The 25,379-nt window shown below is 49.7% G+C and carries 18 protein-coding genes; 7 read left to right on the top strand and 11 right to left on the bottom strand.

Going from position 1 to position 25,379, the window contains the following annotated elements; translation table 11 throughout:
• Positions 1–15: 15 nt before the first annotated feature.
• The 3 genes from ntrB to QQ055_RS04650 form a co-directional block, all read right to left on the bottom strand.
• Positions 16–819 carry a nitrate ABC transporter permease gene (gene ntrB / locus QQ055_RS04660; protein WP_432805996.1) on the bottom strand — a complete coding sequence of 268 codons (804 nt, stop codon included), beginning with the start codon at positions 817–819 and terminating at the stop codon, positions 16–18.
• A 121-nt stretch (positions 820–940) separates the two neighbouring features.
• Complete coding sequence (locus QQ055_RS04655; protein ID WP_069966850.1) at positions 941–2,269, bottom strand: CmpA/NrtA family ABC transporter substrate-binding protein; 1,329 nt, start codon at positions 2,267–2,269, stop codon at positions 941–943.
• 128 nt (positions 2,270–2,397) lie between these two features.
• Positions 2,398–3,939 (bottom strand): ferredoxin--nitrite reductase, encoded by a 1,542-nt coding sequence (locus QQ055_RS04650; protein ID WP_284476358.1) that lies wholly within the window; start codon positions 3,937–3,939, stop codon positions 2,398–2,400.
• 591 nt (positions 3,940–4,530) lie between these two features.
• On the opposite strand from QQ055_RS04650, the gene QQ055_RS04645 reads away from it, so the two are divergent.
• From QQ055_RS04645 to QQ055_RS04635, 3 genes are all read left to right on the top strand, one after another.
• Positions 4,531–5,820, top strand: coding sequence for a HEAT repeat domain-containing protein (locus QQ055_RS04645; protein ID WP_284476359.1), 1,290 nt, complete (start codon positions 4,531–4,533; stop codon positions 5,818–5,820).
• Between the two features lie 90 nt (positions 5,821–5,910).
• Positions 5,911–6,852, top strand: a complete 942-nt coding sequence (locus tag QQ055_RS04640; protein WP_283361957.1) for a LysR family transcriptional regulator — start codon at positions 5,911–5,913, stop codon at positions 6,850–6,852.
• A gap of 57 nt (positions 6,853–6,909) precedes the next feature.
• On the top strand, positions 6,910–7,983 hold the full coding sequence (locus QQ055_RS04635) for an anthranilate phosphoribosyltransferase family protein (RefSeq protein ID WP_286004282.1): 1,074 nt from the start codon (positions 6,910–6,912) through the stop codon (positions 7,981–7,983).
• A gap of 3 nt (positions 7,984–7,986) precedes the next feature.
• Here the strand turns inward: QQ055_RS04635 and QQ055_RS04630 are convergent, their stop codons facing one another.
• The 3 genes from QQ055_RS04630 to QQ055_RS04620 all read right to left on the bottom strand — a co-directional run bounded on the left by QQ055_RS04630 (position 7,987) and on the right by QQ055_RS04620 (position 10,096).
• Entirely contained in the window at positions 7,987–8,877 is an 891-nt protein-coding gene (locus QQ055_RS04630; RefSeq protein WP_284476360.1) for an MBL fold metallo-hydrolase, read from the bottom strand.
• A 264-nt stretch (positions 8,878–9,141) separates the two neighbouring features.
• Positions 9,142–9,651 (bottom strand): inorganic diphosphatase, encoded by a 510-nt coding sequence (locus QQ055_RS04625; protein ID WP_069966844.1) that lies wholly within the window; start codon positions 9,649–9,651, stop codon positions 9,142–9,144.
• A 256-nt stretch (positions 9,652–9,907) separates the two neighbouring features.
• A complete protein-coding gene (locus QQ055_RS04620) occupies positions 9,908–10,096 on the bottom strand; it encodes a TLTLP motif-containing protein (protein WP_069966843.1) in 189 nt (62 codons plus the stop codon).
• A gap of 306 nt (positions 10,097–10,402) precedes the next feature.
• Here QQ055_RS04620 and QQ055_RS04615 point away from each other — a divergent pair, with 306 nt between their 5' ends.
• On the top strand, positions 10,403–10,711 hold the full coding sequence (locus QQ055_RS04615) for a WGxxGxxG family protein (protein ID WP_284476361.1): 309 nt from the start codon (positions 10,403–10,405) through the stop codon (positions 10,709–10,711).
• Between the two features lie 169 nt (positions 10,712–10,880).
• Here the strand turns inward: QQ055_RS04615 and QQ055_RS04610 are convergent, their stop codons facing one another.
• Positions 10,881–13,559 (bottom strand): GAF domain-containing protein, encoded by a 2,679-nt coding sequence (locus QQ055_RS04610; protein ID WP_349775317.1) that lies wholly within the window; start codon positions 13,557–13,559, stop codon positions 10,881–10,883.
• A 309-nt stretch (positions 13,560–13,868) separates the two neighbouring features.
• Positions 13,869–15,611, bottom strand: a complete 1,743-nt coding sequence (gene recN / locus QQ055_RS04605) for a DNA repair protein RecN (RefSeq protein WP_284476362.1) — start codon at positions 15,609–15,611, stop codon at positions 13,869–13,871.
• A gap of 307 nt (positions 15,612–15,918) precedes the next feature.
• Here recN and QQ055_RS04600 point away from each other — a divergent pair, with 307 nt between their 5' ends.
• Together QQ055_RS04600 and rbp are read left to right on the top strand one after the other, a co-directional pair.
• Positions 15,919–17,949: an ABC1 kinase family protein gene (locus QQ055_RS04600; protein WP_284476363.1), complete on the top strand. Its 2,031-nt coding sequence runs from the start codon at positions 15,919–15,921 to the stop codon at positions 17,947–17,949.
• A gap of 229 nt (positions 17,950–18,178) precedes the next feature.
• The gene (gene rbp, locus QQ055_RS04595) at positions 18,179–18,496 is read left to right on the top strand and encodes an RNA-binding regulator (protein ID WP_069966839.1); all 318 of its coding nucleotides are present in this window, start codon (positions 18,179–18,181) and stop codon (positions 18,494–18,496) included.
• Positions 18,497–18,619: 123 nt separating this feature from the next.
• On the opposite strand, the gene QQ055_RS04590 is transcribed toward rbp, so the two are convergent.
• From QQ055_RS04590 to QQ055_RS04580, 3 genes are all read right to left on the bottom strand, one after another.
• On the bottom strand, positions 18,620–19,159 hold the full coding sequence (locus tag QQ055_RS04590) for a hypothetical protein (protein ID WP_283361962.1): 540 nt from the start codon (positions 19,157–19,159) through the stop codon (positions 18,620–18,622).
• 17 nt (positions 19,160–19,176) lie between these two features.
• Positions 19,177–21,903, bottom strand: coding sequence for a valine--tRNA ligase (locus tag QQ055_RS04585; RefSeq protein WP_284476457.1), 2,727 nt, complete (start codon positions 21,901–21,903; stop codon positions 19,177–19,179).
• A 164-nt stretch (positions 21,904–22,067) separates the two neighbouring features.
• Entirely contained in the window at positions 22,068–23,072 is a 1,005-nt protein-coding gene (locus QQ055_RS04580; RefSeq protein ID WP_283361963.1) for a phosphoribulokinase, read from the bottom strand.
• 775 nt (positions 23,073–23,847) lie between these two features.
• Between QQ055_RS04580 and cpcD/petH the strand changes: the two genes are divergently transcribed.
• Positions 23,848–25,071, top strand: coding sequence for a bifunctional rod-capping linker CpcD/ferredoxin--NADP reductase PetH (gene cpcD/petH, locus QQ055_RS04575; protein WP_286004281.1), 1,224 nt, complete (start codon positions 23,848–23,850; stop codon positions 25,069–25,071).
• Positions 25,072–25,379 lie beyond the last annotated feature (308 nt).

Genomic DNA, 25,379 nt, shown 5'->3' with positions numbered 1-25,379 from the left:
AATTAAGAACCGTCTCTATTTCGCTTCTTCAGGGACAACTTTGGAGGCGATAAATCCCATCAGGCGATCGAGGAGTAAACCGACAATTCCGACGTAAATCAAAGCGAGGATAATTTCGCTGATTTGCGAGCTATTCCAGGCATCCCAAATAAAGAAGCCGATGCCCACGCCCCCCACTAGCATTTCTGCGGCAATAATTGCCAGCCACGATAAACCAATGCCAATTCGCAATCCGGTAAAGATGTAAGGAACGGTTGCCGGAAACAGAATATTAAAGAAGTAATCTCGCTTTGACAGTTGTAAAACACGAGCCACGTTGCGATAGTCTTGGGGAATTTGCTGAACGCCGACGGTGGTGTTAATTAAGATCGGCCAAATGGAGGTAATGAAGATCACGAAAATGGCGCTGGGTTCGCTATCGCGGAAAGCAGCTAGGGAAATGGGCAACCAAGCCAGGGGCGGAACGGTTCTTAAAACTTGGAAAATGGGATCGACGGCATCGTAAACAAAGCGGTTGGTTCCAATGAGAATGCCTAATGCAATTCCGACCACTGCTGATAGGGTGAAGCCCACTGCAACCCGTCGCAGGCTAGCAAAGATTTGCAGGGCCATCCCTTTATCGGTACCGCCGCGATCGAAAAAGGGATCGATAATTAAGTCCCAGGTTTCTTGGACGGTTTGGATCGGCGTCGGCAGGTTGGCGTCAGGACTAGAGCAGAGAATTTGCCAAATGACCAGAAAGATAGCGATCGCGATCGCGGGGCGGATGACTTTTTGCGATCGTTTCTGCAAAAAGGCGATCGCGGCATTGGGAGTCATCTTGGGGGAGGGGCGAGAAACACTTGCACTCATGAATCGGTTATCCTTTTGGTGTAAGCCTTGAGCAATTGAGATCGAGCATTGGTCAACTCACTCGACCAATGCTTTCTTGTCGGCCGAACTAGATATTGACTTTCTTAATTTCCAACCGTCTGAGATAAGCCTCTGGGTTTTCCGGATCGAAGGTGACGCCATCAAAGAAAGTTTCGACACCGCGAGAGGGGCTAGAGGGAATTTGTGCCGTCGGAACGCCCATTGTCTGTGCGGCTTCCCGCCACAAGTCTTCGCGGTTTACCTTGTCAATAATGGCTTGCATATCCGTATCCGGCTTGAGATAGCCCCAACGAATATTCTCGGTTAAGAACCACAGGTCATGGCTCTTATAGGGGTAAGAAGCATTATCTTTCCAATACTTCATCACCAAGGAATTGCTGAAATCTTCGACCCGCCCGGTTCCGTAATCGTATTTCCCAAGGGAGCGGTCGATAATATCATCGAAAGGAACTCTAAACCATTCCCGCTTCGCCAAGATTTGGCACATTTCTTCCTTATTCTCGGCTTGGTCGCACCACTGTTGCGCCTCCATCACGGCCATCAATAGCGCTTTTGCTGCTTTCGGGTGGCTGTCTACCCAATCTGCTCGCATCGCAAAGGCTTTTTCGGGGTGATCTTTCCACAATTCGCCCGTGGTTGCGGCCATAAACCCAATCCCTTGGTTTACGGTTTGCAACGGCCAGGGTTCTCCCACGCAGAAGGCTTCCATGTTGTTCACCTTCACGTTAGCCACCATTTGCGGTGGCGGTACCACAATCGTAGAAACATCTGTGTCGGGGTTAATGCCCGCCGCCGCCATCCAGTAGCGAATCCACATATCGTGGGTACCGCCAGGGAAAGTCATAGCAGCTTTTAGATCGTTTCTGCCATTGGCTTTTTCTCTAGCAAAACCATCTTTGAGGGCTTTAGCATCAATGCCGACCCCTAAATCCTTATAGTTATTTGAAAGTTGAATGCCCTGACCGTTGTAATTTAACCGCGCCAAGATATACATGGGGACGGGTTGCTGAGTGACTGTCCCTAAAGCCATCAGGTAAGGCATGGGGGTGAGAATATGCGCCCCATCAATGCCACCCCCTGTAGAACCGAGTTCTAGGTTATCGCGGGTTGTGCCCCAGGAAGCCTGCTTCAGCACTTCCACATCAGGCATCCCATACTTGGCAAACATCCCTTTTTCTCTAGCAATGATCAAAGGGGCAGCATCTGTCAGAGCAATAAATCCTAGCTTTGCCCCAGTGACTTCTGGGCTATCTGCGGGATTAACGTTGGCAGCAGGTACGGTTCCGGCGGTTGTGGTGTTGTTGTTGCTGCCGGAGGTACAGCCGTGAATTAACAGGGTGCTAGCGGTGGCGGTGGCGGCGGTGAACAGAAATTTGCGTCGAGAAAAGTTACTCATGGTTGCACTCTTGAGGTGAGGGTTTAAAAAAGCGCAATCGGAAGTTGTGCCGTTGCAGATAACGGTACAAAATGGGCTTGCGAATCACAAAAAAGGTGAGGTTGGGCAGATATTGCCCAAGCTGGGGTTTAAGCGCCTACCTTCGGCGTTGCCCCAAAGCGTTCGATTAACAAGTTACGTAAAATTGGCTTAAGGTCTTCGCAGGGAATGCCTTTTTGCACGCATTGACCGAGGTGAGCATCTTTGCCAACTTTGCCGCCCATGTACAAATCCACGCCTTCTAGGGTTTTGCCCTCTTTGCGGGTTTTGGTTCCCATTAAGCCAATATCGGCAACTTGGGGTTGTCCGCAGGAGTTAGGGCACCCTGTCCAGTGAATGCGAACGGACTGGGGAACACAGAGTTCGGCTTCGAGTTCGCGAATCATTGCCAAAGCTCGATTTTTGGTTTCAATCAGGGCAAAGTTGCAAAACTGAGAACCCGTACAGGAAACGAGGGCGCGGCTTAGGGGTTCGGGCTGAGTCGAGAATTTTTGCAGTAGCGGTTCTGCGAGGAAGGTTTCCAGGCGAGAATTGGGAATCTGCGGGATGATAATATTTTGTTCGACAGTTAAGCGGATTTCGCCGCTACCATACACCTCGGCGACTCTGGCTAAATCGAAGAGGTCTGTGGCAAATAAGCGACCGACGGGAACGTGCAAGCCGACGTAATGATATCCCTCTTGCTTTTGGGGGTAAACGCCAATGTGGTCGCGTTTTTCCCAGTCAATTTCGTCTTTGGGGGCGGCTGTTTGTAAGGGATAGCTGAGTTTTTGGTCTACTTCGCTGCGGAATTTTTCGATTCCCCATTCATCAATCAGCCACATGAGACGGGCTTTTTGGCGGTTGGCTCTTAAGCCGCAGTCGCGGTAAATTTCGAGGACAACTCGGCAGAGTTCGACGACTTGGTGCGCTTCAACCCAGGCGTTGAGAGGAATGGCCGCTTCGCAACGTTTCCCGGAGAAAAAGCCCCCTACAATCACGTTGAAGCCAAGAGTACCCTCTTTGTAAGCGGGGAGGAAGGCGAGGTCGTTAATTTCGGCGTGGACGGAGTTGTCGCGCCCTCCGGCGATCGCAATGTTGAATTTGCGCGGTAAATTGGTAAACTCTGGGTTGCCTTGACCGGAGTTGGTGATCGTGTCTTGGACAGCTTGCACCAATTCCCGCGTGTCAATCAACTCGTCGCGGTCAATACCAGCAACGGGCGATCCGGTAATGTTTCGCACGTTGTCCATCCCGGACTGGACGGAGGTTAAGCCGACTTGTTCAAACCGATTGAAGATGTCGGGAATATCTTCAATCCGAATTCCGCGTAGTTGCAGGTTTTGTCTTGTGGTAATATCAGCGTTACCATCTTCGCCGTACCGTTGGACAATTTCTGCTAGCACTCGCATCTGTTGGGAGGTGAGAATCCCGTTGGGAATTCGCATCCGTAACATGAATTTGCCGGGAGTGACGGGACGGAAGAACACGCCAAGCCACTTAAGGCGATGGTCGCGATCGGTTTCATCCATCGCTTCCCAACCCATCCGCGCAAATTGTTCGATTTCGGACTTGACGGCGAGTCCGTCTTTTTCGGCTTTGAATTTCTCAAACTTGTTGAGGGTACTCGGTTTCGCGGTGGTCGTTGTCATAAGCTTCCCGCTCTCAATACTGCATGGGGGATAACGCGCTGCATTAGCCCTACCGAATGAAGGTCTAACTAGAGGAATGGACTGAGAAAAAGAGCGCTTGAGAATTGAGCGGTCTAAGGTCTTGAGGGCAGATTGCAAGCCATCGGATGACGCTCTACTGGGCTGAAGTCATTGACCCGGTTAAATTTTTAATCTCAAACTGGATAAACCCCATTCGGGATTGATTTAGATGCCAGCTTAGGCGACCTCCCCAAGGGAATTCGTATATTCAGTTACAAAACATTTCGGATTATGAATTTTTTGCATGAAAATCATCGCAACTTTGCATGATGCGGGTGGAAATCTTCCGATCGGAAGATGCTAAAAGACCCGATTTTTCTGGACTAGACTGGCTTTGGGCGAATTGTTAAGTCTTCATTACTTAAGAGGCGAAAGGTCGCTGCTTGAGTTATGCAAAAATAGGATAAAAGTTATCTGGAAATTACATAGCAGCGGCAATTGTGTAATGCAGGTTACGAAATTGCGGCAGAACTCTGACTAGAGTAAAGCGATGCCAATGGCAAACGCGCTAATGCTCGCATAAATTCGATAATGATAGAGAACGACTTAGCTCTCCTACAGCCTCCCCAATCTTCAGATGCGGTAACTAGGCTGCAATGGCTTCTCAATCAAGCTGAAAGTCTTGAGGGTGAAGAGTATTCCCAGATTTTAGAGTTTGCTTTAACTGCACTGAGTTGGGGCGACTTTCAGCAAAGATGGGACATTGCCAAACTCTTTCCAAAACTGGGAACGGGTGCGATCGCGCCTTTAATTGCGCTGCTAGAAGACGAACAAACCGACTGGGAATTGCGGTGGTTTGTCAGCCGCATTTTAGGAGACTTTCACGAACCCGTTGTCCTTGAGGCATTAGTAAATCTACTGAAAACCTCTGAAGGGGAAGATTTAATTGCAACCGCCGCGATCGCCCTCACCAATTTTGGGTCAGCCGCGATCGCCGCTCTCACAGACTTGCTAGCCGAACCCCGGACGCGAATGGTTGCCGTGCGCTCCCTGTGCGTGATTGGCGGGCCGGCAAGCGTGCCCCCGCTTTTGAACGTCGTCGGCGAGTTTTTGCAGCAAGACAGCTATAGCTCTGGCGATCCAGCCCTCTGTGCAATGGCCTTAGAAGCCCTCAGCAACTCAACCGATCCAGCCATTACCCCCCTATTGTTGCAAGCGCTCAAACATACCGCCGCCCCCATCAGACGAGCCGCTACGATTGGTTTAGGCTTGCGCTCCGATTTGCTGGCCCAACTCGATCTCGTCAGCTTGTTGCAAGAACGCTTGTGGGACTTTAACTTCGAGGTTTGCCAAGCTGCCACGATCGCCCTCAGCCGTTTGGGAACGCCAGCGGCCGCGATCGCCTTAGCCCGCCTGCTGCAATCGCCTCAGACCCCGGTTCCCTTGCAAATTGAGGCCGTCCGCGCCCTGGGATGGATTGGCACCCCCATCGCCCTAGAACAGCTCCAAAGCGCGATCGCCATCGCTCCAGTGCCCGCGCTCCGCGAAATCATCTCGGTATTAGGTCGCCTCACCGATCTTGAAACCCAAATTCAAGCCACCCAAATTCTACTGCAACTGTTAAATTCATCCCTACCCAACGTCCAGTTTCCCCCGATCAAACAAGCGATCGCCCTGAGCTTAGGTCAACTTGGACAACCCCAAGCCTTTGACGCCTTAGTTCAGTTATTAGCCGATAGCGACAAAAGCGTTCAACTCCATGCGATCGCCGCCCTCCGACAATTAGAAGCCTATCCCAACCTAGAACAACTCAGCCACAGCCGCCTATCACCGGAACTCGCCCAAGGCGTAGCCACCGCTTTACAAGAATTGAAAGTTTGAGCAACTGTCCGTATCCTCTCTTACCAAAACCTGCTTGCAATTTCGCTAAGGTCTTACCATCCTTAAGAATGTAGTGTTGGCTACAACATCATGCGCCTGGAACAGTTGCAAGCTTTTTTATCAGTTGCTGAAACGGGAAACTTTCAGCAAGCTGCCCGAAATTGTGGAGTTACCCAATCAACCATCAGCCGTCAAATTCAAGGATTAGAAGCAGATTTAGGCGTGCAACTGTTTCATCGATCGACTCAAGCGAAGTTAACCATTGGTGGCGAAAGGTTTTTGCCCCACGCCCGCAAAATTTGCCAAGAGTGGCAAGCCTCCTTACAGGAAATCTCCGAACTGCTGGCTGGCAAACAGCCCGAACTCTGCGTTGCGGCCATTCCCTCTTTATGCGCCCATTCTTTACCGCCCGTGTTGCAACAGTTTTGCTCGGATTTCCCCAACGTTCAATTGCGCGTCACCTCCTTGGGGAGCGATCGCGCGCTGAAAGTGTTAAAAGATGGATTGGTGGATCTGGCCCTTGTCATGCAAAACCGCTTTCTGACTTCCGGAGCAGAAATGGTGGTCGATCCGCTGTTTGAAGAACCCATTGAAGTGTTAATGGCCGCCAATCACCCGCTGGCTCAATTTGAGCAAATCCCCTGGAAAGCTTTGGCGTCTTACCCCCAGGTTGTGTTTAAAGAAGGTTACGGGATGCAACGTCTTGTGCAGGAAATGTTTCTCAGGCAAGGGCTAAGTTTGCAAGCGGCTTTAGAACTCAATACTCTCGATGCCTTTCGAGGCGTGGTGCGTCAGGGCAAGTTGATTGCTTTATTACCCCACTCTGCCCTGTTATACGTTAAAGAAGACCCCTTGCTGGTGATGCGATCGCTCTGGAACAGCACGGCGGAAGACTCTCCACTGGTGCGGCAGGTGGTTTTAGTCACCACGCGCGATCGCTTGCAAGTCCCCCCGATTCAACATTTCCGCGAGCTAGTCTTGAAGTTAATTCCGCCTCCAATGGACTATCCTCTCTCAATGGTAAATTTGTAGGTCATCCGATTGGAGTGACTTCGCTCGTGGCGAATCTTGAGGAAAAAGGGCAAAACGATGAGTCATGCGTTTCGAGAACTTCTAAAAAAAGTCGGCAGCGGCCCCCATACTAGCGAAAACTTAACGCGCCCAGAAGCAGCAGAGGCATTGCGAGCCATGTTGCTACAAGAGGCTAAACCCGCCCAAATTGGAGCATTTTTAATTGCCCATCGGATTAAACGACCCACAGGCGAGGAATTGGCAGGTATGCTCGATACCTACGAAGCGTTAGGGCCAAAATTGCTCCCGTTGAGTCGCCGCTATCATACCGCAATTTTGGGTTCGCCTTACGATGGGCGATCGCGCACGGCCCCCATTAGTCCTTTAACGGCTCTGATTCTAGCTTGTTGCGAGGTTCCGGTTATCCTGCATGGTGGAGAACGAATGCCAACTAAGTACGGGGTGCCTTTGCTGGAAGTTTGGCAAGGTTTGGGCGTGGAATGGGGAGATTTATCGCTGGCGCAGGTGCAGCAGGTGTTGGAAGCGACGGGGGTGGGGTTTGTTTACCTTCCCCAACATTTTCCGGTGGCTCATGCGTTTGTGGAATATCGCGATCAGATTGGCAAGCGTCCGCCCATTGCCACGATGGAGTTGATGTGGTGTCCCTATGCGGGAGACAAGCATTTGTTTGCAGGATACGTGCATCCGCCCACGGAAAATATGTTTAAGACTTGTTTGGAACTGCGGGGAATGGAGCAGTTTACGACGGTTAAGGGGTTGGAAGGTAGTTGCGACCTTTCGCGCGATCGCACGGCCATCATCGGCTGCTATGTGCCGGAAATTCAAGATTTTGAGCGCATTCTCTTGCATCCGCGCGACTATGAGTTGGCGGGAGCGGATGTGCCGTTTCATTCCACCCCGGAGTTGATTGACCAGATGCGGGCGGTTTTGCAAGCTGAAGCGGGCGAACTGCTGAAATCGGCGATTTGGAATGGGGGGTTTTATTTGTGGCGTTCTCAGGTTTGTCCGGATCTCGAATCGGGTTTAGCCCACGCCGAACGCCTGATTGTTAGCGGTCAAGTCCGCGATAAGCTGGTGCAATTGGCAACTCAGGTGGAGAGCCAGCGCCTTAATTATTCAGCCCATCCTTAAAAATTAGGCTTGACAAACGTTTAAACTCATGCCTTCCCTGGCGAGCTTGCCGTGGGGAAAAGCAGATTGCAGTTGAGTTTCGACTCGATCCAGAAAATCGTCGCTGTGACTGGGGTCGTGATGGCAAATCACCAGTTGTTTCACCCCGGCTTCTTTGGCGATCGCAATTCCGGTTTTCCACGTCCAATCTTGCACCTCGTCGGGACACAGTTGCAACTCGTTGGCGCGATGGGCCATTGAGGTAGCATCATAAATCAGCAGGTTGGCTTCGCGGGCTAGGTGTAAAAGACCGGGATTGATGCGATCGGGCAAACAGAGGGTATCGGTGGCATAAACGGCGCTATACCCCTGACAAGTGACTCGATAACCTGTGGTGTGATGGCAATCGTTGAGACAGCTTGTTTCGATGGCAATATCGGGTAAGGTGAGGCGATCGCCTGGAGAAATGTCATGAAACTTTAGATCCGATTGCATGATTTGAATCGGTACCGGAAAGTTTGGGGGAAGCATCTGTTCGTTGAGGCGTTGTTTGAGGGATGCTCCATTGGTAGCAGATGCGCCATAGAGGTGGAAGCGATTTCCAGGGATAAAGCCGGGTACGAAAAAGGGAAAGCCTTGAATGCGATCCCAATGGCAATGGGTGAAAAATAAGTGAGCTTCAACGGGGAGTTGCCGCAACAGATGTTTGCCTAGCACTCGCAAACCCGTTCCTGCATCAAAGATCAAAAGGCGATCGGCAACTCGCATCTCAATACAGGAAGTATTCCCCCCATAGCGCACCGTTTCACTTCCGGGAGTGGGAATACCGCCTCGGACACCCCAAAACTGAACAGTAAACTGACAGGTTGCTGTTGAAGGTTGTAGCTCTGGTGCAGAGGGTTCTGAATCTGGCATAGGAACGCTTTATTAGCCCATTTGGAGGGCAATCTTCACTCTTCTAGGAACGAATCTAAGCAATATTATCCCTCTCGATCGCGTCGGGGAATCGCCAATGACTCTGGGGAGTCATCAGGCGATCGCAATTTCTGCCTAGAATGAGCGCGAGGGAAGGGGAGTTTCATTGCATTGGCTGCGCTATTAGGGGGGGAAAGGCAGCCTGAGCTACCCAAATCAAAAAAGCACAGGCTGTCAAGGAAGGCTCTTACGGCCGGATCGCTGTTAACCAGCGGCTTTAATACATTGTTCGACCAACGACATTACTCGATCGGCATCTTTCCATTCACCAATTTTCACGGTTTTCTTTTCTAAGTTTTTGTAGCTGCCAAAAAACTCTGCAATTTCTGCCAGCCGATGCGGTGCGAGGTCTTTGATCGATTTGACGTGAGCGTATCTCGGATCTTTGTCCGGAACGCACAACAGCTTTTCATCGCGATCGCCGCCGTCTTCCATCTCCAATAAACCAATCGGTCGCGCCGCAATAATGCACCCAGGAAAGGTTGGTTCATCCATTATCACCATGCCATCGAGGGGATCGCCATCGTCAGCCAGGGTGTTGGGGATGAAACCATAGTCATAGGGATATTTTACCGAAGAGTAAAGTACCCGATCTAAAGCAAAGGCTTGTAGGTCTTTATCATACTCATATTTGTTTTTGCTTCCGGCTGTGATCTCGATCAAGACATTCACAACACCGGGTTTAGGCTGAGGGGGAATGCGCGATAAATCCAACGATCTTCTCCTTGTAACTGCGTCTTTGTTAGGGGCCGATTGGGTTTGAGGGGGTCGATCGCTCCAGCCATCGACGTTCAAAGACCCAAAAAAGCCCCCCGACTAGCATTGTAGGGGAAGACGTTGACTCCAGGTGTTTTCGCAGCCCAGATTTTACTGGGTTAACAACGTGCATTCCCAGGGGCTGCGATCGCAAAGGTCACTTAAGGTGGCATATTTAGTAAAGAATTTTAATCTTATTGAGCGATAAAGACCCTCATTCCCTAGCTCTTGGCAGCGGATAGGTTGCAGGCGGAAAGACTTCAACGCTGCTTGAGGAATAGTAGGCAATTGCAAACAGGGGCAATGTCAAGGTGAGTAATGCAATCGCAGTTCCAATGATATCTGCCAGTCGATGATTGTGGGTTTTGCCGAAAGGACTGGCAGGTTCACTACCTGATTCCATAAAGAAAGCGTCTAACTTGACTTTGTTAAAGTAACTGAGCAACTAGAGGAAAGACATCCCTCTCTAGAACCATTGTAACTATCCTGTCAGAGTAGACTGTCTTCCAACAAACAATCTTCAGCCTTCAATCCCAGAATCGGTAAGGATTGAAATGATTTTACTGAATTTTTTTCGAGGGCGAACTTAACCGACTTATTTCTTGGGAAATAGCCGTTGGCTTCCAAGACTCCTGCTAATGGCCGAGATAGACGCGATGGGGGATCGATACATTGAAGCTAGTCGTTAGCACGCTATGAAAAACACACCATGAAACTTTCTCATCTATCCAAAGGGGTTAGCGCGGGTATTCTCAGCCTCAGTTTAGCCATGCTTCCTGCCACGTTCTCCGCCTCGGCTCAAACCACTGTTTCTCCTACAGAACCGGGTACGGGAACCCCAACCACTGTAGTTGAAGGCGATCGAGATGATGGCTTTGACTGGGGTTGGTTGGGTTTACTGGGCTTAATTGGTTTAGCTGGACTGATGCGTAAACCAGCCGACACCACCCGCTACCGCGATCCGGACACCGTAACCACAGGAACCACCGGGACGACTCGCACAGGATATCGCGACTAAGGATTGAAATTGAGGGCGTTCAGCCCTTAAAGCGCGATCTCAATGTCGAGGTTCAAAAACCCAAGTTGATTAACCTTGAATGTCCAACACCAAAAAGAATCCCAACTTTAGATTCTGGGATTCTTTTTGATTGACCTGGATCTCTGGTTTCTAGAGGAACCGCGCTATTCTATTTTTCTTGCATCGTCCACACCCCATCATCCCAAGTCTCATCGGTGGGGGGATTTTTCAGCCAATGTTGAATGCGGTTGAGGTGGAGGAGTGCAGCCTTATCTTGTACGCCCAAATCCTCCATAATGGCACCGAATTCAACCATCGCCCGCGTAAACTTGCGATCTAGATAGTATTCGCGACCCTTGTGATAGTGTTCGATGACCTGTTTAGTAACATCTGGAATCTCAGTAGCGCGCAGTTCTACGAGTTCGTAAATTGAGACTGGGTTATTTTTACCTTTGACTCGAATGCGATCGAGTTCGCGATACCAAATGCGGTCTTTACAGGGCGCAAAGGTATATTCGCTGATAATAATGTCGCAGCCATATTGCTTAGAGGCACTTTCTAAACGGGAACCCAAGTTAACGCCGTCACCAATAGCGGTAAATTCCATCCGCTTGCTAGAGCCAATGTTACCGCTAATCACGCTATCGGAGTTAATCCCGATCCCGATCCGGATAATGGGTTGGTGAGTTTCTTGGCGTTGGCGGTTGAACTCAGCGAGGCGATGGCGCATTTCTACGGCAGTTTGCACGGCCATCCAAGCGTGATCTTCTAAAGGTAAAGGCGAACCAAACACAGCCATAATTGCGTCGCCGATGTATTTATCGAGCGTTCCTTTATGCTTAAAGACCGCTTCTACCATAGACTCGAAGTAATCGTTAAGCATTTGCACGACTTCTTCGGCTTCCATGTTTTCGGTCAGGCTGGTGTAACTGCGAATATCCGAGAACAGAACAGAGACTTCTTTGCGATCGCCTCCCATCTTCGTTTCGCCACTGGCCAGCAATTGTTCGGCCAATTCCTGGGTCATGTAGCGATACATGGTACTCTTGAGGCGTTTCTCATCGGAGATATCATCCATCACCACCAGCGCCCCATAGACATTGCTGATGTCTCTAGCGTCCGCAATGGAGTTAATCGACAGGTGGATGCTATGCTCTTCGGCCCCGCCTTTCCCCTCAGAAACTAACGTTTGGTCGGGATAGTATTGCTGGCGTTTTTTCGCTTCTTTAGCAGTCAGGGCATCATTAAACCATTTGGAGAAGTCGCCTTCTTTAATCTTCAGCAACTCATAAACGGGGCGACCTTCTAACACATCCTCCGGTTTGAACCCTAAAAGCTCCTTAGCGCTTTCGTTCATGGCGATAATGTGACCGGACTTATCGGTCGAGATCACGCCATTGGTCAAGCTGCGGAGGATATCGCGTTGCATCTGCTCTTGCTGTTTCACCGTGGCAAACAGTTTGGCATTTTGCAGCGCTACCCCCGCTTGAATGTTAAACGCTTGCATGAACTCTTGGTCGGAGCGATTAAAACTGGCTTTCCACACCTCCGGCGCATTCGGCCAATCTTCTGGGTTATAGGGGGGATAGTCGCCTTGTTTTTTCTTATTCAGCAGTTGCGTCACGCCAATTAATTTACCATCGGCGTTAAAAACGGGCATACACAGCAAACTACAGGTGCGATAGCCGGTTTTTTGGTCGGTTTTTTTCGAGTTTTCGGCGTTGGGGTGGTTGTATAAGTCAAAGCCAATATTAATCGGTTCGCCCGTCGCCGCCACTTGACCGGCAAAGCCGACGCCCATCGGACAGCGTAACTCGCCCAAGACGGGAATTTTTGTCCACAGGTCGTTGCGCTCGTCATCGACTAACCACAGGGTACTGCGATCGGCGTTCATCAGTTTTTTCGCCTCGTCCATCACCTGTTTGAGGGTGTCTTCTAGGTCAAGGCTGCTCTTGCTGAGGGAACTAACCGCGCTCATTAAGGCGGCGGCGGCGCGTTGTTTCTGGGTGGCGATGTAGAAAGATTTGGAAGACTCTAGAATCAGGCGAATGGAAGGGGCAAATTCGCGGAAAATCTGCTCGTCTTCGCCTGTAAAGCCGCCCATGTCGATTTTGTCAGCGAGTAAGGCTTCGGCGTTATGGCTGGCGCGCAGTTTATTAATGAGTTGGACGACGGCCACTAATTCCCCAGTTTCTTCGTTTAACAGGGGCATCGCTAGCATCGTATAGGTACGATAGCCAATTCTTTTATCCGATTGTTGGGCGGTGGTGGAACGGGGGTCGTCATAAAAGTCGTAGGGAATATTCACCACTTTTTTAAAGGTGGCGACTTCGCCCACAATTCCAGCCGTTTTGGGAAAGCGTAATTCTAAATTTTTGCCGCTTTCATCTTTGGCGACAATTGACCACAGTTCTTCTTTTTCTTCATCAATTAAGAAGATGGTGGTGCGATCGGCGTTGAGCAATTCTCCCGTTTTCAGGGTGATCGAGCGCAACATTTCTTCGAGAACGGAGTCAAACCCTTGACCTTGGCTGTCAAGGATGTCTAACATTCCCAGGGTTTGTTGAACGACTTTGAGTTTATCTTCAACATCGGTGACAACTTGTTTAAAGGTGTCTTGGGTTAGAGGCGCTAGAAACGCTGAAAAACTTCCCTTGGTGGTAGTTAAAGCGCTACTCGGTGAGGGAGAGTGCGTGTTCTGATTCATAACCTCCTGAATTGGCTCCTCAGCGCTAACAGAGTGTGGAGCATCACTCACGACAGTTGCAGTGACTTCCTGGGGGGCATCATCATCGATCGCGGTTGCTTTCGCATCCACAGTAGAAAAGTGCTGAGGTGAAGCTTTCATAGATGTCACCGACGTTAGAAGGTAAAACGGTAGAAGGGAATTTTTTGATTGCTAACGAGTGGTTGTGCAGGGCTATCCCCAGGCAATGGGTCCTAGAGAACAGACTCTTCACCAGTTTACTCTGTTATTGAGATTTGATCGTGTAAGATTCAGGATCGCTCATTTAGGTTAAAAGCTCCTGATTCTATCCTGATTTTGGCATTAAAATTTTTAGAAGATGTGTTGACTTTTACCAGGAGTTGAGTCGAAGCTTCCGTAGAAGTTCTCGCAAGCGAAAGGCGATCGCAACTGTTCGCTCTAGAGGGAACGTTAAAGTGTATTTTTCTGACGGAGTTCTGCGGCTTGAACCAGTAGGGACTCAACAAAGGCGATCGCGCTTTGGGCGGACTCTCCGCCGGTGAGTTGGGCGAGTTCTTCTTGGCGTTGGCGACCTTCTAGGGGGGTAACGCGCACGACGGTTCGCAGTTGAGAATGTTGACCGTTGGAAATTTGCTCTAGGTGGGCAATCACTTCTTTACTGACTCGAAAATGGTGTTCTGCCATTGCTGCAACGATGGGTTGGTGAGTGACGCACAGCACCTGATGGCCTAAGCCGAGTTGGTGAAGTTTGAGGGCGATCGCGCCTGCGACTCTCCCCGATACCCCAGCATCAATTTCATCAAAGACGAGGGTGCTAGCCGGATCGACTTGGGAAAAACAGGCTTTGAGCGCCAGTAAAAAGCGGCTCATTTCTCCTCCCGAAGCGGTTGAGGCTAGGGGCTGCAAGGGTTCGCCTGGGTTCGGGCTAAACAGAAAGGCGATGCGATCGGCTCCGCTACCCGTCGGGGAGGCGGGAAGAATGCCGACTTTAAACTGTACCTTGTCCATTGCTAGGGGTCGGAGTTCTTCCACGAGTCGGGCTTGGAGTTGGCTGGCGGCGGTGGCACGCAGATCGGTAAGCTGGGCGCAAACCTGCATTAAATGGGTTGTCGCTTGCTCGTGGGCTTGTTCTAAGGCTTCTAGGGTTTGTTCGCTGCCGGTGAGTTCTGCGAGTTCGGTTTGAATTTTTTGGCTGTAGGCGATCGCATCCGCTAAGGTGGGGCCGTATTTGCGGCAAATTTGCTTCAGGTCTTGAATGCGCGTTTCTACATCTTCTAAACGGCTGGGATCGGTTTCGAGGCGATCGCCATAGGCATTAATTTGACGACTAGCTTCTTCCACCTGAGCCAATGCCTCAGCCACTAACTCTAAAATCGGTTGTAACTCAGCGTCGTACTCCAACATATCATTAAGCAGGGATTCCGCTTTCCCCAGCAGATCCGCCACCGCATTTTCCCCAGCATCGCTTTGGTAGAGGGTTTGATAAATTTGATAGCTATTTTGCTGTAACTCAACGCTGTGGGCGAGGCGTTGGCTTTCCTGTTCGAGTTGCTCTAACTCATCGGGCGTTGTCAGGCTGGCGGTTTGCAGTTCTCCCACCTGATACTCTAATAAATCGATGCGTTGCAGGCGGTGCTGTTCCGAACTGCGGCGATGTTCCAAGGCTTGTAGGGCGCGTTGAGCGTCTTCGTAGGCTGCCGCCACCCGCCCGCGCTGCTCTAAGACTTCCCTACCCCCGTAGAGATCGAGCCATTCTCGTTGTAAAGCGGGTTGTCCGAGTTGTACCGTTTGACCTTGGGCTGTAATTTCGACCAAGGATTCCCGCAGGCGATCCATCCCTTGACGATTCACCAGGATACCATTAACCCGCGATCGCGATCGGAACGTCCCTTGACCCATCACCATTTCTCGACTGCATACCACAACCGATTCATCGAGTAAATCAATCTCTTGCTCTTGCAGCCATTGCATCACCGCTTCATTGAGGGCAAAGGTTGCCTCTACCACAGCGCGATCGGCCCCCGTTCGCATGGCCCGACTATTCAGCTTCCCGCCTAAAGCCGCATCAATTGCTTCTAACAGAATCGACTTGCCGGCCCCGGTTTCCCCCGTCAAGACATTTAATCCCGCGCCAAACTCTAACTCTAGTCGATCGATAAGTGCAAAATTTTCAATCCTGATCGCAAGCAACATAGATGTCCAGTCACCTTAAAGGTTTTGTATGGGCTAAATTTCGCTATCGCAAGGCCATCCCATCGTCTTAGGTTTCCCACTCTAGCTTACTGGGTCGGCAATCTCTACTCGATCGGCGGCAAATCCTAACCGTTCGCCACCCTCTCGACCGATGACAAGCTTTCCCTCAAACGGCACGATGGGAGTAGAACTGTAATGCTGAGACCATTGTTACAATTGCTTTACATGGTTGCCCTGAATTCTGCATGAATCCATGAATAAAACGCCCTCTTCGTTTTCTGTCCCTCCTTCTCCTGCAAACTCCAATATGACGATCCCACATGCGAATTCTGTTGGTTTGTCTGGCGTTACGGTTGAACCCCAACCGATAGCGGCTTCTCCGTCGGCGCTGCGTTCGGCTGCGGCTGCCGATCTTGAGGAAGACTCCGGACGCTTGGTCTACGATCCAGTCTTGCTCTTAGCGTACTATCGTCGGCGACCGTTCAAAGTCATTGCTCGATTTTTGAGTATTGTCTGGCCTTTTTTGAGGTTTGGCATTGGGATTTGGTGGGACAGAAGAAGGGGGCGATCGCCGCGTCATTCGCGCCAGCGGGCAATCCAGTTACGGCAGATTCTTACAGATTTGGGGCCGGCTTATATCAAAATTGGACAAGCCCTGTCAACGCGCCCGGATTTGGTGCCGCCCTTATATCTAGAAGAGTTGACGCTACTTCAAGATCAACTCCCGCCGTTTCCTAATGAAATGGCATTTCAGTTTATTGAGGAAGAGTTAGGCGATCGCCCGGAAGAGATTTATGCAGAAATTAGTCCGAAACCTGTAGCCGCCGCTTCCCTGGGGCAGGTGTATAAAGGGAAACTCAAAACGGGGGAAACCGTAGCCATTAAGGTGCAGCGCCCCGACTTACAAGAGCGAATTTCTCTCGATCTTTATATTGCCCGCCGCCTTGCCGCTTGGGCGCAAAAAAATGTTAAGCGCATTCGCAGCAACCTGGTGGCGATCGCCGATGAGTTTGGGGCCCGGATCTACGAAGAGATGGACTATACCCATGAAGGGCAAAATGCCGAACGCTTTGCTGAACTTTACGGGCATTTGTCGGATATATACATTCCTAAGATTTACTGGGAATATACCCAACGCCGCGTACTGACAATGGAATGGGTGGTGGGAACTAAGCTAACTCAACTTGATGCCATTCGCGCCCAAGGGTTAGATGCGAGTCATTTAATTGAGGTGGGCGTTCAATGTTCCCTGCGCCAACTCCTCGAACATGGCTTTTTCCATGCCGATCCTCACCCCGGTAACTTATTGGCTTCTCCGGATGGCAAGTTGGTCTATCTGGATTTTGGCATGATGAGCGAGGTGAAACCCTATCAGCGTTATGGCTTAATTGAAGCGGTGGTTCATTTAGTCAACCGCGACTTTAGTGGGTTAGCCCATGATTATGTCAAGTTGGAGTTTTTAACCCCCGATACGGATTTAACTCCAATTATTCCGGCCCTAGGGAATGTGTTTAGCGATGCACTGGGGGCGAGTGTTGCGGAACTGAATTTTAAGAGCATTACCGATCAGCTATCGGAGTTAATGTATGAGTATCCGTTCCGAGTTCCGGCCTATTATGCGCTGATTATTCGGTCGTTGGTGACGCTAGAAGGGATTGCCATTAATGTCGATCCGAATTTTAAGGTTTTGAGTAAAGCCTATCCCTATGTCTCGAAGCGTTTGCTGACCGATCCAGCTCCGGAGTTGCGAGCGTCGCTACAAGATTTATTGTTTAAAGAGGGTCGTTTTCGCTGGAATCGTTTGGAAAACCTTTTGCGGAACGCCAAAGATAGCGACGATTACGATTTGGATCGGGTTCTCGATCAAGCCATTGACTTCTTGTTTTCGGAACGGGGCACTTTTATTCGCGATCGCTTAGTGGATGAAATTGTCAAAGCAGTGGATACGTTGGGGAGAAATGCGATCGCCAAAGCCACCGATCAATTCCGCCAGCGAGTTGGCTTAAATGGTCGCAAGCCCCCTGCTTCTGCGGCAGTCACTTCCACCGATCAACAAAGCTTGGAACATATCCAACGCATCTGGGGAATTTTACAAGAAACGCGCGGTTTCGATCCGGGTAAAATCTTACCGCTGATTCCCAAATTATTGACCAAGCCTGAAACTCAACGGATGGGGCAGCAGATTGCCAGTGCTTTAGCCCAACGGGTTGCCGTTCGGTTTATCCGGGAAGTTCTATTAGCTGATGAGGCTAAAACAACTGCACCGTTAAATCAACCTCAACCTCCTGCTAAACATCCCCAGTTATCATTACCCTCTGCGGCAATCTTTGAACGTTAGGTCGGTGCTTGCGAAACGGGTCATTGAGATTTCAAAACATCAATGACCCCACTGCTGAATCATAAGAATTATTTCACCTCCAAAAAAGACTGAAGGTGCTAGAATAGTGTGCGAGATATAGTTCGGTTGCAGCGTTTGTTTTTAGTATTGACGGTTTATCGCGCTTTCTATTGGCAGGCTTCTCTCCGAAATCTCACTTTCTACACCTGTTTTGATTTTGGAGAAATAAATGTCAATTTACATTGGTAATCTTTCTTACGAAGTAACAGAAGCCGATCTGAGTGCTGTATTTGCAGAATACGGTTCGGTCAAACGGATTCAACTCCCGACCGATCGCGAAACGGGTCGGATGCGTGGATTCGGGTTTGTAGAACTGAGTTCAGATGCTGAAGAACAAGCAGCAATTGAAGCCCTAGATGGGGCAGAATGGATGGGGCGCGATTTAAAAGTCAATAAAGCCAAACCTCGCGAAAATAACCGGGGTTCTTTTGGGGGTGGAAATCGTCGCGGTGGCGATCGCTTTTCTCCCAACTCCAAGCGCTTCTAAGCAGTACGCTTCAAAAGCTTAAATCTGCAAAAGAGTTCAGATCCAGTTATCTGAACTCTTTTTAGATCTAAAAAATGGAGACAAAGTAGAAGGGTGAACCCTGCTATTTTTGCCCGTTTAAACTTAGCCTTTTGCCTTTAAATCAGCTTCCTTTGCTTCAAGTTCTTGTTGCTTATTTTGTAATTCTTCTTCCCAGGCTTTTAACTCTGCCTCTTTTTGTTCCAATCCTTTTTTCTCGCGCTTGAGATTTTCTTCCAAGCCTTGAATTTGTTCGCGACGGGCTTCAACTTCCAAACTTCGGCGTCCAAATTCTTGACTTTGGAGAGTCAGCGTTTGTCGCCATTGTTCGGCGCGTTCGGCTTCGGCTTTGAGAAAATCGGGAGTCAGACCCGGAACGAGGTAATCTTGAACGAGTTTGATCGCCCATTCTTTCGCCTCTTTAATCGACATCACCTGATGGCTAGGGGAGAGTTCAACCAACACCAGCAAGTTATCGCTAAAAGGGTTGACCTCAGAAGTCACAATGATCTCTTCACCAGCGACCGTCACCCAAGTCGTCTCGGTTGCTTGATACGCCAGGAGTTGGACTCCGGCTTTGCCGATCGCTTTTTTTTGGACTTGGGCTAGGTATAACATTCCCGTGTGTGTTTGCTCTCGGTTCATTCATCATATCCCGATCTTCAGAGATAGCTGAGGCGATCGCGTAAAATTTCTGCCTGTTTTTGCAATTCTGCTACAGTATCTCGCGCGGATTGAACCACCTCAACTGGGGCTTTGTTTACAAATCCTGGATTATTCAACCGATTCGAGATCGATTGCATTTCTGCTTCAATCTTACCCAAATCTCTTTCTAACTTTGCTTTGAGGGCTTCAATATCGACCACTCCAGCAAGGGGAATCAAAATTTGTACCGTTCCCACAACTCCCGCCATCGTCTTACCCAGGTTAGGATCGACGGTCGCCGTTAGCGTCAGAGAATCCACTTTTCCTAAATCCTCAAGATAGGACTTGGCAACTTCTAGGGTCTGCTGTTCGCTAGCGTTTTCTGTTTGCAGGATCGCCGGAACTTTCGCTGAGGGTTTAATCTCTAACTCAGCCCGGAGGTTGCGGATCGTCCGAATCGCGTTAATAATCAGGTCAAACTCTTGTTCTAAACCGCTATCCACCCAATTCGGTTCGCTTTCCGGATAGGGTTGAACCGCCAATACCCGATCCTCTGCCTGGACGAGGGTCTGCCAGATTTCCTCCGTGATGTGAGGCATAAAGGGGTGCAGAAGTTTCTGAATCCCTTCGAGGACGTAGGCGAGGGTTTGCTGGGCCGCTAGGCGCGATGAGGGGGCCTGTTTATCCCACAAACGGGGTTTGACCAGTTCAATATACCAGTCGCAGAAGTCGCCCCAAATAAAGTCATAGACGCCTTTAGCCGCTTCCCCAAAGCCGTAGCGATCTAAAGAGGTGCGGGTTTGAACGATCAGTTGATGGTAGCGCGATAAGATCCAGCGATCGCACAATTCTAACGTCTCGCGATCGGGAGAACCCAACTGTTCGGGCGTTTTCCCATCCAAATTCATCATCACAAACCGCGCTGCATTCCATAACTTGTTCGCAAAGTTGCGCGACGCTTCCACCGAGGCAGATTCATCCGTTTTGCGGTTATATTCTAAGCGAATATCTTGGCCTGCCCCTGCCACTTCTTTAATCAGGGTATAGCGGAGGGCATCCGTCCCGTATTTCTCGATTAAGATTAACGGGTCAATGCCATTATTGGCAGACTTAGACATCTTCTTGCCGTTTTCATCCCGGACTAACCCGTGAATGTAGACATCCTTAAACGGCATTTGTCCGGTAAAGTAACTCGCCATCATCGTCATCCGGGCTACCCAGAAGAAGATAATATCAAAGCCTGTGACTAACGTGGTTGTGGGGTAATAGAAATCTAAGTCGGCCGTATTTTCAGGCCATCCCATTGTCGAAAACGGCCACAACCCAGAGGAAAACCAGGTATCGAGAACATCAGGGTCTTGTTCAATTTGGACGCTATCCCCAAACCGCGATTTAAGATTGGCTTCGGCTTCGGCTGCATTGCGGGCAACGACAAACGGCGTTTCATCCGTAATTTGACCGCCCGTTTCGCTGACAGCATACCAAGCCGGAATTTGATGCCCCCACCAGAGTTGGCGAGAGATACACCAATCTTTGAGTTTGACTAGCCAGTCGCGGTAAACCTTTGTCCAGCGTTCGGGAACGAATTCTGGGGAATTCTGGTTATCGAGAAAATCTAGGGTTCGATCCGCCATTGGGCGAATTTTCACAAACCACTGGGTCGAAAGCAGCGGTTCAACCGGAACCTTACCGCGATCGCTATAGGGAACGCTATGCTTGTAATCCTCAACCTTGACCAAAACCCCATCGGCTTCTAGCCGCTTCACCACATTCTTGCGGGCGACAAAGCGGTCTTGTCCGGCAAATTCCCCGGCGTTCTCGTTCAGGGTGCCATCCTTGTTCATGATGTTAATCATCGGCAAGTTATGGCGCTGTCCCATTTCAAAGTCATTGGGGTCATGGGCGGGCGTTACTTTGACGCATCCCGTGCCAAACTCAGAATCCACATACTCATCGGCGATAATCGGAATTTGCCGTCCCATAATGGGCAGGGTAAGGCTTTTTCCGATTAAATGTTGATAGCGGCGATCGCCAGGATTCACCGCCACTGCCGTATCGCCTAGCATGGTTTCCGGGCGAGTGGTTGCCACTTCCACATACCCTTCCCCATCGCTGAGAGGATAGCGGAAGTGCCACAAATGACCGTTGACTTCTTGGGCTTCTACTTCTAAGTCAGATACCGCCGACTGGGAAGCCGGACACCAGTTCACCAGATATTGACCGCGATAAATTAAACCGTCCTGATAAAGGCGGGTAAACGCTTCAACTACAGCTTTAGATAAGCCTTCATCCAGGGTGAAGCGTTCTCTCGACCAGTCTACGGAAACCCCTAAACGGCGCAACTGGTTGACAATGGTACCGCCGGACTCTTCTTTCCACTGCCAAGCCCGTTCTAAAAACTTTTCGCGACCGACCTCATCGCGGGTTTTGCCTTGCGATCGCAATTCTCTTTCTAAAATCGTCTGGACTGCAATGCTGGCATGATCTGTCCCCGGCAGCCACAGCGTATTTTTGCCCGTCATCCGCTGGTAGCGGACTAAGGTATCAATCAGGGCATTTTCAAACGCGTGACCCATGTGCAAGCTACCCGTCACATTCGGGGGAGGAATCACCACGCAGAAGGGTTCGCCGCCTTGGGTAGGGTCTGCTTGGAAAACATGGTTCTCTTCCCAATACTTTTGCCACTTAGCTTCTGTGCTAAACGGATCGTATTTGCTGGCGAGAGTCGGGATACTTGCAGTCATGGAGAGCGAATGATCGGTAATGTACTTAAATTTTGCCACAGCGATCGCGATCGTCGCCTTGCCCAGAATACCTTAATTGCGGAATCGAGCCTAGATCATTAAAAAAGTGCGAGAGTTTTTGCAAGTCTCTCGCACTTCGGGGGCTAAACTATCTACGTTGAGAGTTAGACAGCAGCCGTAACTTTGGCTTCCGTTTTAGTCAAGCGTTCGTAGGTTGCCCGCATTTTTAACCCGGTTAGCACTTGGAACAGACCGCTACCGTTGTTAGAACCCGGATAATCGGGATGCTGGCGCAACAGGTGGGTGAGTTCGCCGTAATAGCGAGTTGCGGTATTGCTTAAGTGACCTTCGATGTAGATCATCTCTTCGAGGTTGTCAAACTGACCGTCCACCTCTAGCACTGAGACTTCGTGACCGTAGTAGCTATCGGGGCCATAGTACATCTTGATGCCGGGATAGTTACAGGTCAGCTTGCGGCCGCAAGGCGTCCAGTGAATGGTCGATCCTTCGTCAAACAGGTAAACAGGTTCTAGACCTTCTACGCCGTAGCGTTGGATCATGCGAACGCGCAAAATCTTGCGATCCTTGTCATCTTTAAGCAGTTCTGTAGGCAGAATTTGGATGACGATATCGGCGTGTTCTTTTTGCGGATCGATGTAGGCCATGAAGTCGGGACGACGGGCATTGATCGCAAAGATCACATCTTCATAGCGGTGGCCGCGTTCTGCCATGTCGCGTTGAATTTTCCACGCAATTTTGACTTCATCGCTGATATCGAGATAAACGCTGAAGTCTAGCAACCCTCTGACTCGTTCGTCATACAGCGGGTGTAACCCTTCTAAAACAACGATTGGAGTGGGTTCAATGCGTTCGGGTGGATCGATCGTACCGGTTTCGTGGTTATAGATCGGTTTATCAATGGCTTGACCGTTTTTCAGCGCTTTGGCTTGTTCGTACATCAGGTCAAAATTATTCGCCTTGGGATTAAGGGCTGTAATCCCGGTTTCTTTGCGCTGTTTGCGATCGAGGCTATGGTAGTCGTCTAAGCAGATGACGGTGATTAACTCTTCACCAAACAAATCGGAAAGACGACGCAAAAAGGTGGATTTACCGCATCCAGAATCTCCTGCAACACCAATTAAAACCACGCGATCCGGTTTACTGGTCATGGACTTCCTCTATCAATAAAGTTTGTTCGCTAACTGCATTTGTGAGCATTCTAAAGCTGGTGCTTGAGGGGGCAATTCCCGATGAAACAGCGGGTAGTTAATACCCAACACAAAGAAACTAGCTAGACTTGCTCGGCGTTCAGCCACGATCGGGCTAGTTCAGGAAGGCTCAAGCTCCACTCTAAATTAAGTATTTAGTCCTACCTGTTGGAGAAATTCTACCAGAATCGGTTATTCCCCTACAAGGCAAACTCTAAATTGATATTCTTCCTTAGTACATATGCTAAAGGCAATTGTGTCTTTAAAAAAAGGTGAAACTGACTCAATTTTGACAGAATGCGATTTTGGGACTCGCTAGGGTGATACAGGAATTGGGTGCCGGATTTGCGCGCTTCGCGCAGCAATCCTTGCAGGAATCGCTATCCCAACTGAGGGGTTGAATAGGTCAAGCCTCCTGATGTCCATGCACCTCCTGACCCAAAAACCTATCCAAAGGAATAGGACTGATTTCGGTACAATGGTGGCATTGTGCCAGTTCTGGTGACACCTACAATCGGTGAGATTGCAAAGCCTGTAGAGGATTTGCTACAAACTCCGCCTGGATAGAGATCCCAAAAGAACAAATTTACTTTTTTGGGGTACTAGGCGAGATTTTGCAATGCAGTCATCTCGTGATGTGGAGTCTACTCCGGTAGACTGTATAGAAGTTTTGTCATCTCTGTAGCGATGTTACAGCCAGATCGTTTCACTCGTTGGGTTTGGAGATCAATCAGTCATGTACAGTTCCAGTATCGGTGGTGCTGCTAACACACAAGCGGGTAGCCGCGTGTTTGTTTATGAAGTTGTGGGTTTGCGTCAAAATGACGAAACTGACAAAACCAGCTACCCCATCCGCAATAGCGGCAGCACCTTTATTAAGGTTCCCTATAGCCGGATGAACCAAGAAATGCAGCGGATTGCCCGGTTGGGGGGTAGGATTGTTAACATTCAGCCTCTGGGTGTGGATAGCGTCACCAATGGCAAGGCGGCACCGGCGAAAAGTCAAGCCACATCAGAAACTGAATCAAAGCCGATGCAATCAACAGACGCGACAAAAACGACAGCCAAAGAAAAGCATAAAGCGGATATTCCGGTCAACCTGTACCGCCCGAATAGTCCTCTTATGGTTAAATGCCTCAGCAATGAAGAACTGGTGCGCGAAGGCGGAGAAGGAACTGTTCGTCATGTAACCTTTGACTTGTCTGGAAGCGATTTTCGCTATTTGGAAGGTCAGAGTCTTGGCGTGATTCCAGAAGGAACAGACGAAAAAGGAAAGCCTCACAAGCTGAGACTTTATTCAATTGCGTCTACTCGTCACGGCGATCTCGTCGATGATAAAACTATCTCCCTGTGCGTTCGTCAGCTAGAGTACAAGCATCCAGAAACTGGAGAGAAAGTCTACGGCGTTTGTTCTAGCTACCTGTGCAATCTTCCGGTCGGTTCTGAAGTCAAAGTTACAGGGCCGGTGGGTAAAGAGATGCTTTTGCCCGATGATGAAGATGCCAACATTATCATGATGGCAACCGGAACCGGGATTGCACCCTTCCGCGCTTATTTGTGGCGGATGTTTAAAGAACAAAACGAAGGTTATAAATTCAGAGGACTTGCTTGGTTGTTCTTTGGTGTGGCTTATACTCCCAATATTCTTTACAAAGAAGAACTTGAACAACTCCAAGAAAAATATCCCGATAACTTCCGCCTCACCTGCGCGATTAGTCGCGAACAAAAGAATGCTGACGGCGGTAAGATGTACATTCAAAACCGCATTCAAGAAAACGCAGATCAGTTATGGGAATTGGTGCAAAATCCCAAAACTCATACCTACATTTGCGGTCTAAAAGGCATGGAAGGCGGTATTGATGAAGGGATGTCTTCTGCTGCTAGCAAACACGGCGTAGATTGGTCCGATTATCAAAAGCAACTGAAAAAAGAAGGTCGCTGGCACGTTGAAACCTACTAAGGTTCAACTCAGTTCGATCTTAAGGGGCGATCCGCCCTTTTTTTAGTGCTGAGTGGGGAAATGAGTGCAAAGTTCCGAGTTCCGAGTGGGAGAAGAGTGCTGAGTGTAAAGTGCTGAGTGCTGAGTGGGGGAGAAGAGTGCTGTTGGCGCGGTTCTTCAGCGTAGGGGTGTGTTGAGTTCTAAGTAGGTATCTAGAGCAATAGCCGATTTACCTTTATCCCCCCCAACTCCTAACTCCCCTCTTCCCCCAACTCCTAACTCCTAACTCCCAATTCCCTTCTTCCCCCCATCCCCTCCCAATTCCCAGT

The organism is Geitlerinema calcuttense NRMC-F 0142 (assembly GCF_030285425.1).
The sequence above is the reverse complement of the archived record's forward strand: the minus strand, read 5'-3'. Positions and strand labels throughout refer to the sequence as shown.

Bases quoted from the DNA above. Each gene is read 5' to 3' on its own strand.
- ntrB (WP_432805996.1), bottom strand. From the start codon at position 819: ATGACTCCCAATGCCGCGATCGCCTTTTTGCAGAAACGATCGCAAAAA.
- QQ055_RS04655 (WP_069966850.1), bottom strand. From the start codon at position 2,269: ATGAGTAACTTTTCTCGACGCAAATTTCTGTTCACCGCCGCCACCGCC.
- QQ055_RS04650 (WP_284476358.1), bottom strand. From the start codon at position 3,939: ATGACAACGACCACCGCGAAACCGAGTACCCTCAACAAGTTTGAGAAA.
- QQ055_RS04645 (WP_284476359.1), top strand. From the start codon at position 4,531: ATGATAGAGAACGACTTAGCTCTCCTACAGCCTCCCCAATCTTCAGAT.
- QQ055_RS04640 (WP_283361957.1), top strand. From the start codon at position 5,911: ATGCGCCTGGAACAGTTGCAAGCTTTTTTATCAGTTGCTGAAACGGGA.
- QQ055_RS04635 (WP_286004282.1), top strand. From the start codon at position 6,910: ATGAGTCATGCGTTTCGAGAACTTCTAAAAAAAGTCGGCAGCGGCCCC.
- QQ055_RS04630 (WP_284476360.1), bottom strand. From the start codon at position 8,877: ATGCCAGATTCAGAACCCTCTGCACCAGAGCTACAACCTTCAACAGCA.
- QQ055_RS04620 (WP_069966843.1), bottom strand. From the start codon at position 10,096: ATGGAATCAGGTAGTGAACCTGCCAGTCCTTTCGGCAAAACCCACAAT.
- QQ055_RS04615 (WP_284476361.1), top strand. From the start codon at position 10,403: ATGAAACTTTCTCATCTATCCAAAGGGGTTAGCGCGGGTATTCTCAGC.
- QQ055_RS04610 (WP_349775317.1), bottom strand. From the start codon at position 13,559: ATGAAAGCTTCACCTCAGCACTTTTCTACTGTGGATGCGAAAGCAACC.
- recN (WP_284476362.1), bottom strand. From the start codon at position 15,611: ATGTTGCTTGCGATCAGGATTGAAAATTTTGCACTTATCGATCGACTA.
- QQ055_RS04600 (WP_284476363.1), top strand. From the start codon at position 15,919: ATGACGATCCCACATGCGAATTCTGTTGGTTTGTCTGGCGTTACGGTT.
- rbp (WP_069966839.1), top strand. From the start codon at position 18,179: ATGTCAATTTACATTGGTAATCTTTCTTACGAAGTAACAGAAGCCGAT.
- QQ055_RS04590 (WP_283361962.1), bottom strand. From the start codon at position 19,159: ATGAACCGAGAGCAAACACACACGGGAATGTTATACCTAGCCCAAGTC.
- QQ055_RS04585 (WP_284476457.1), bottom strand. From the start codon at position 21,903: ATGACTGCAAGTATCCCGACTCTCGCCAGCAAATACGATCCGTTTAGC.
- QQ055_RS04580 (WP_283361963.1), bottom strand. From the start codon at position 23,072: ATGACCAGTAAACCGGATCGCGTGGTTTTAATTGGTGTTGCAGGAGAT.
- cpcD/petH (WP_286004281.1), top strand. From the start codon at position 23,848: ATGTACAGTTCCAGTATCGGTGGTGCTGCTAACACACAAGCGGGTAGC.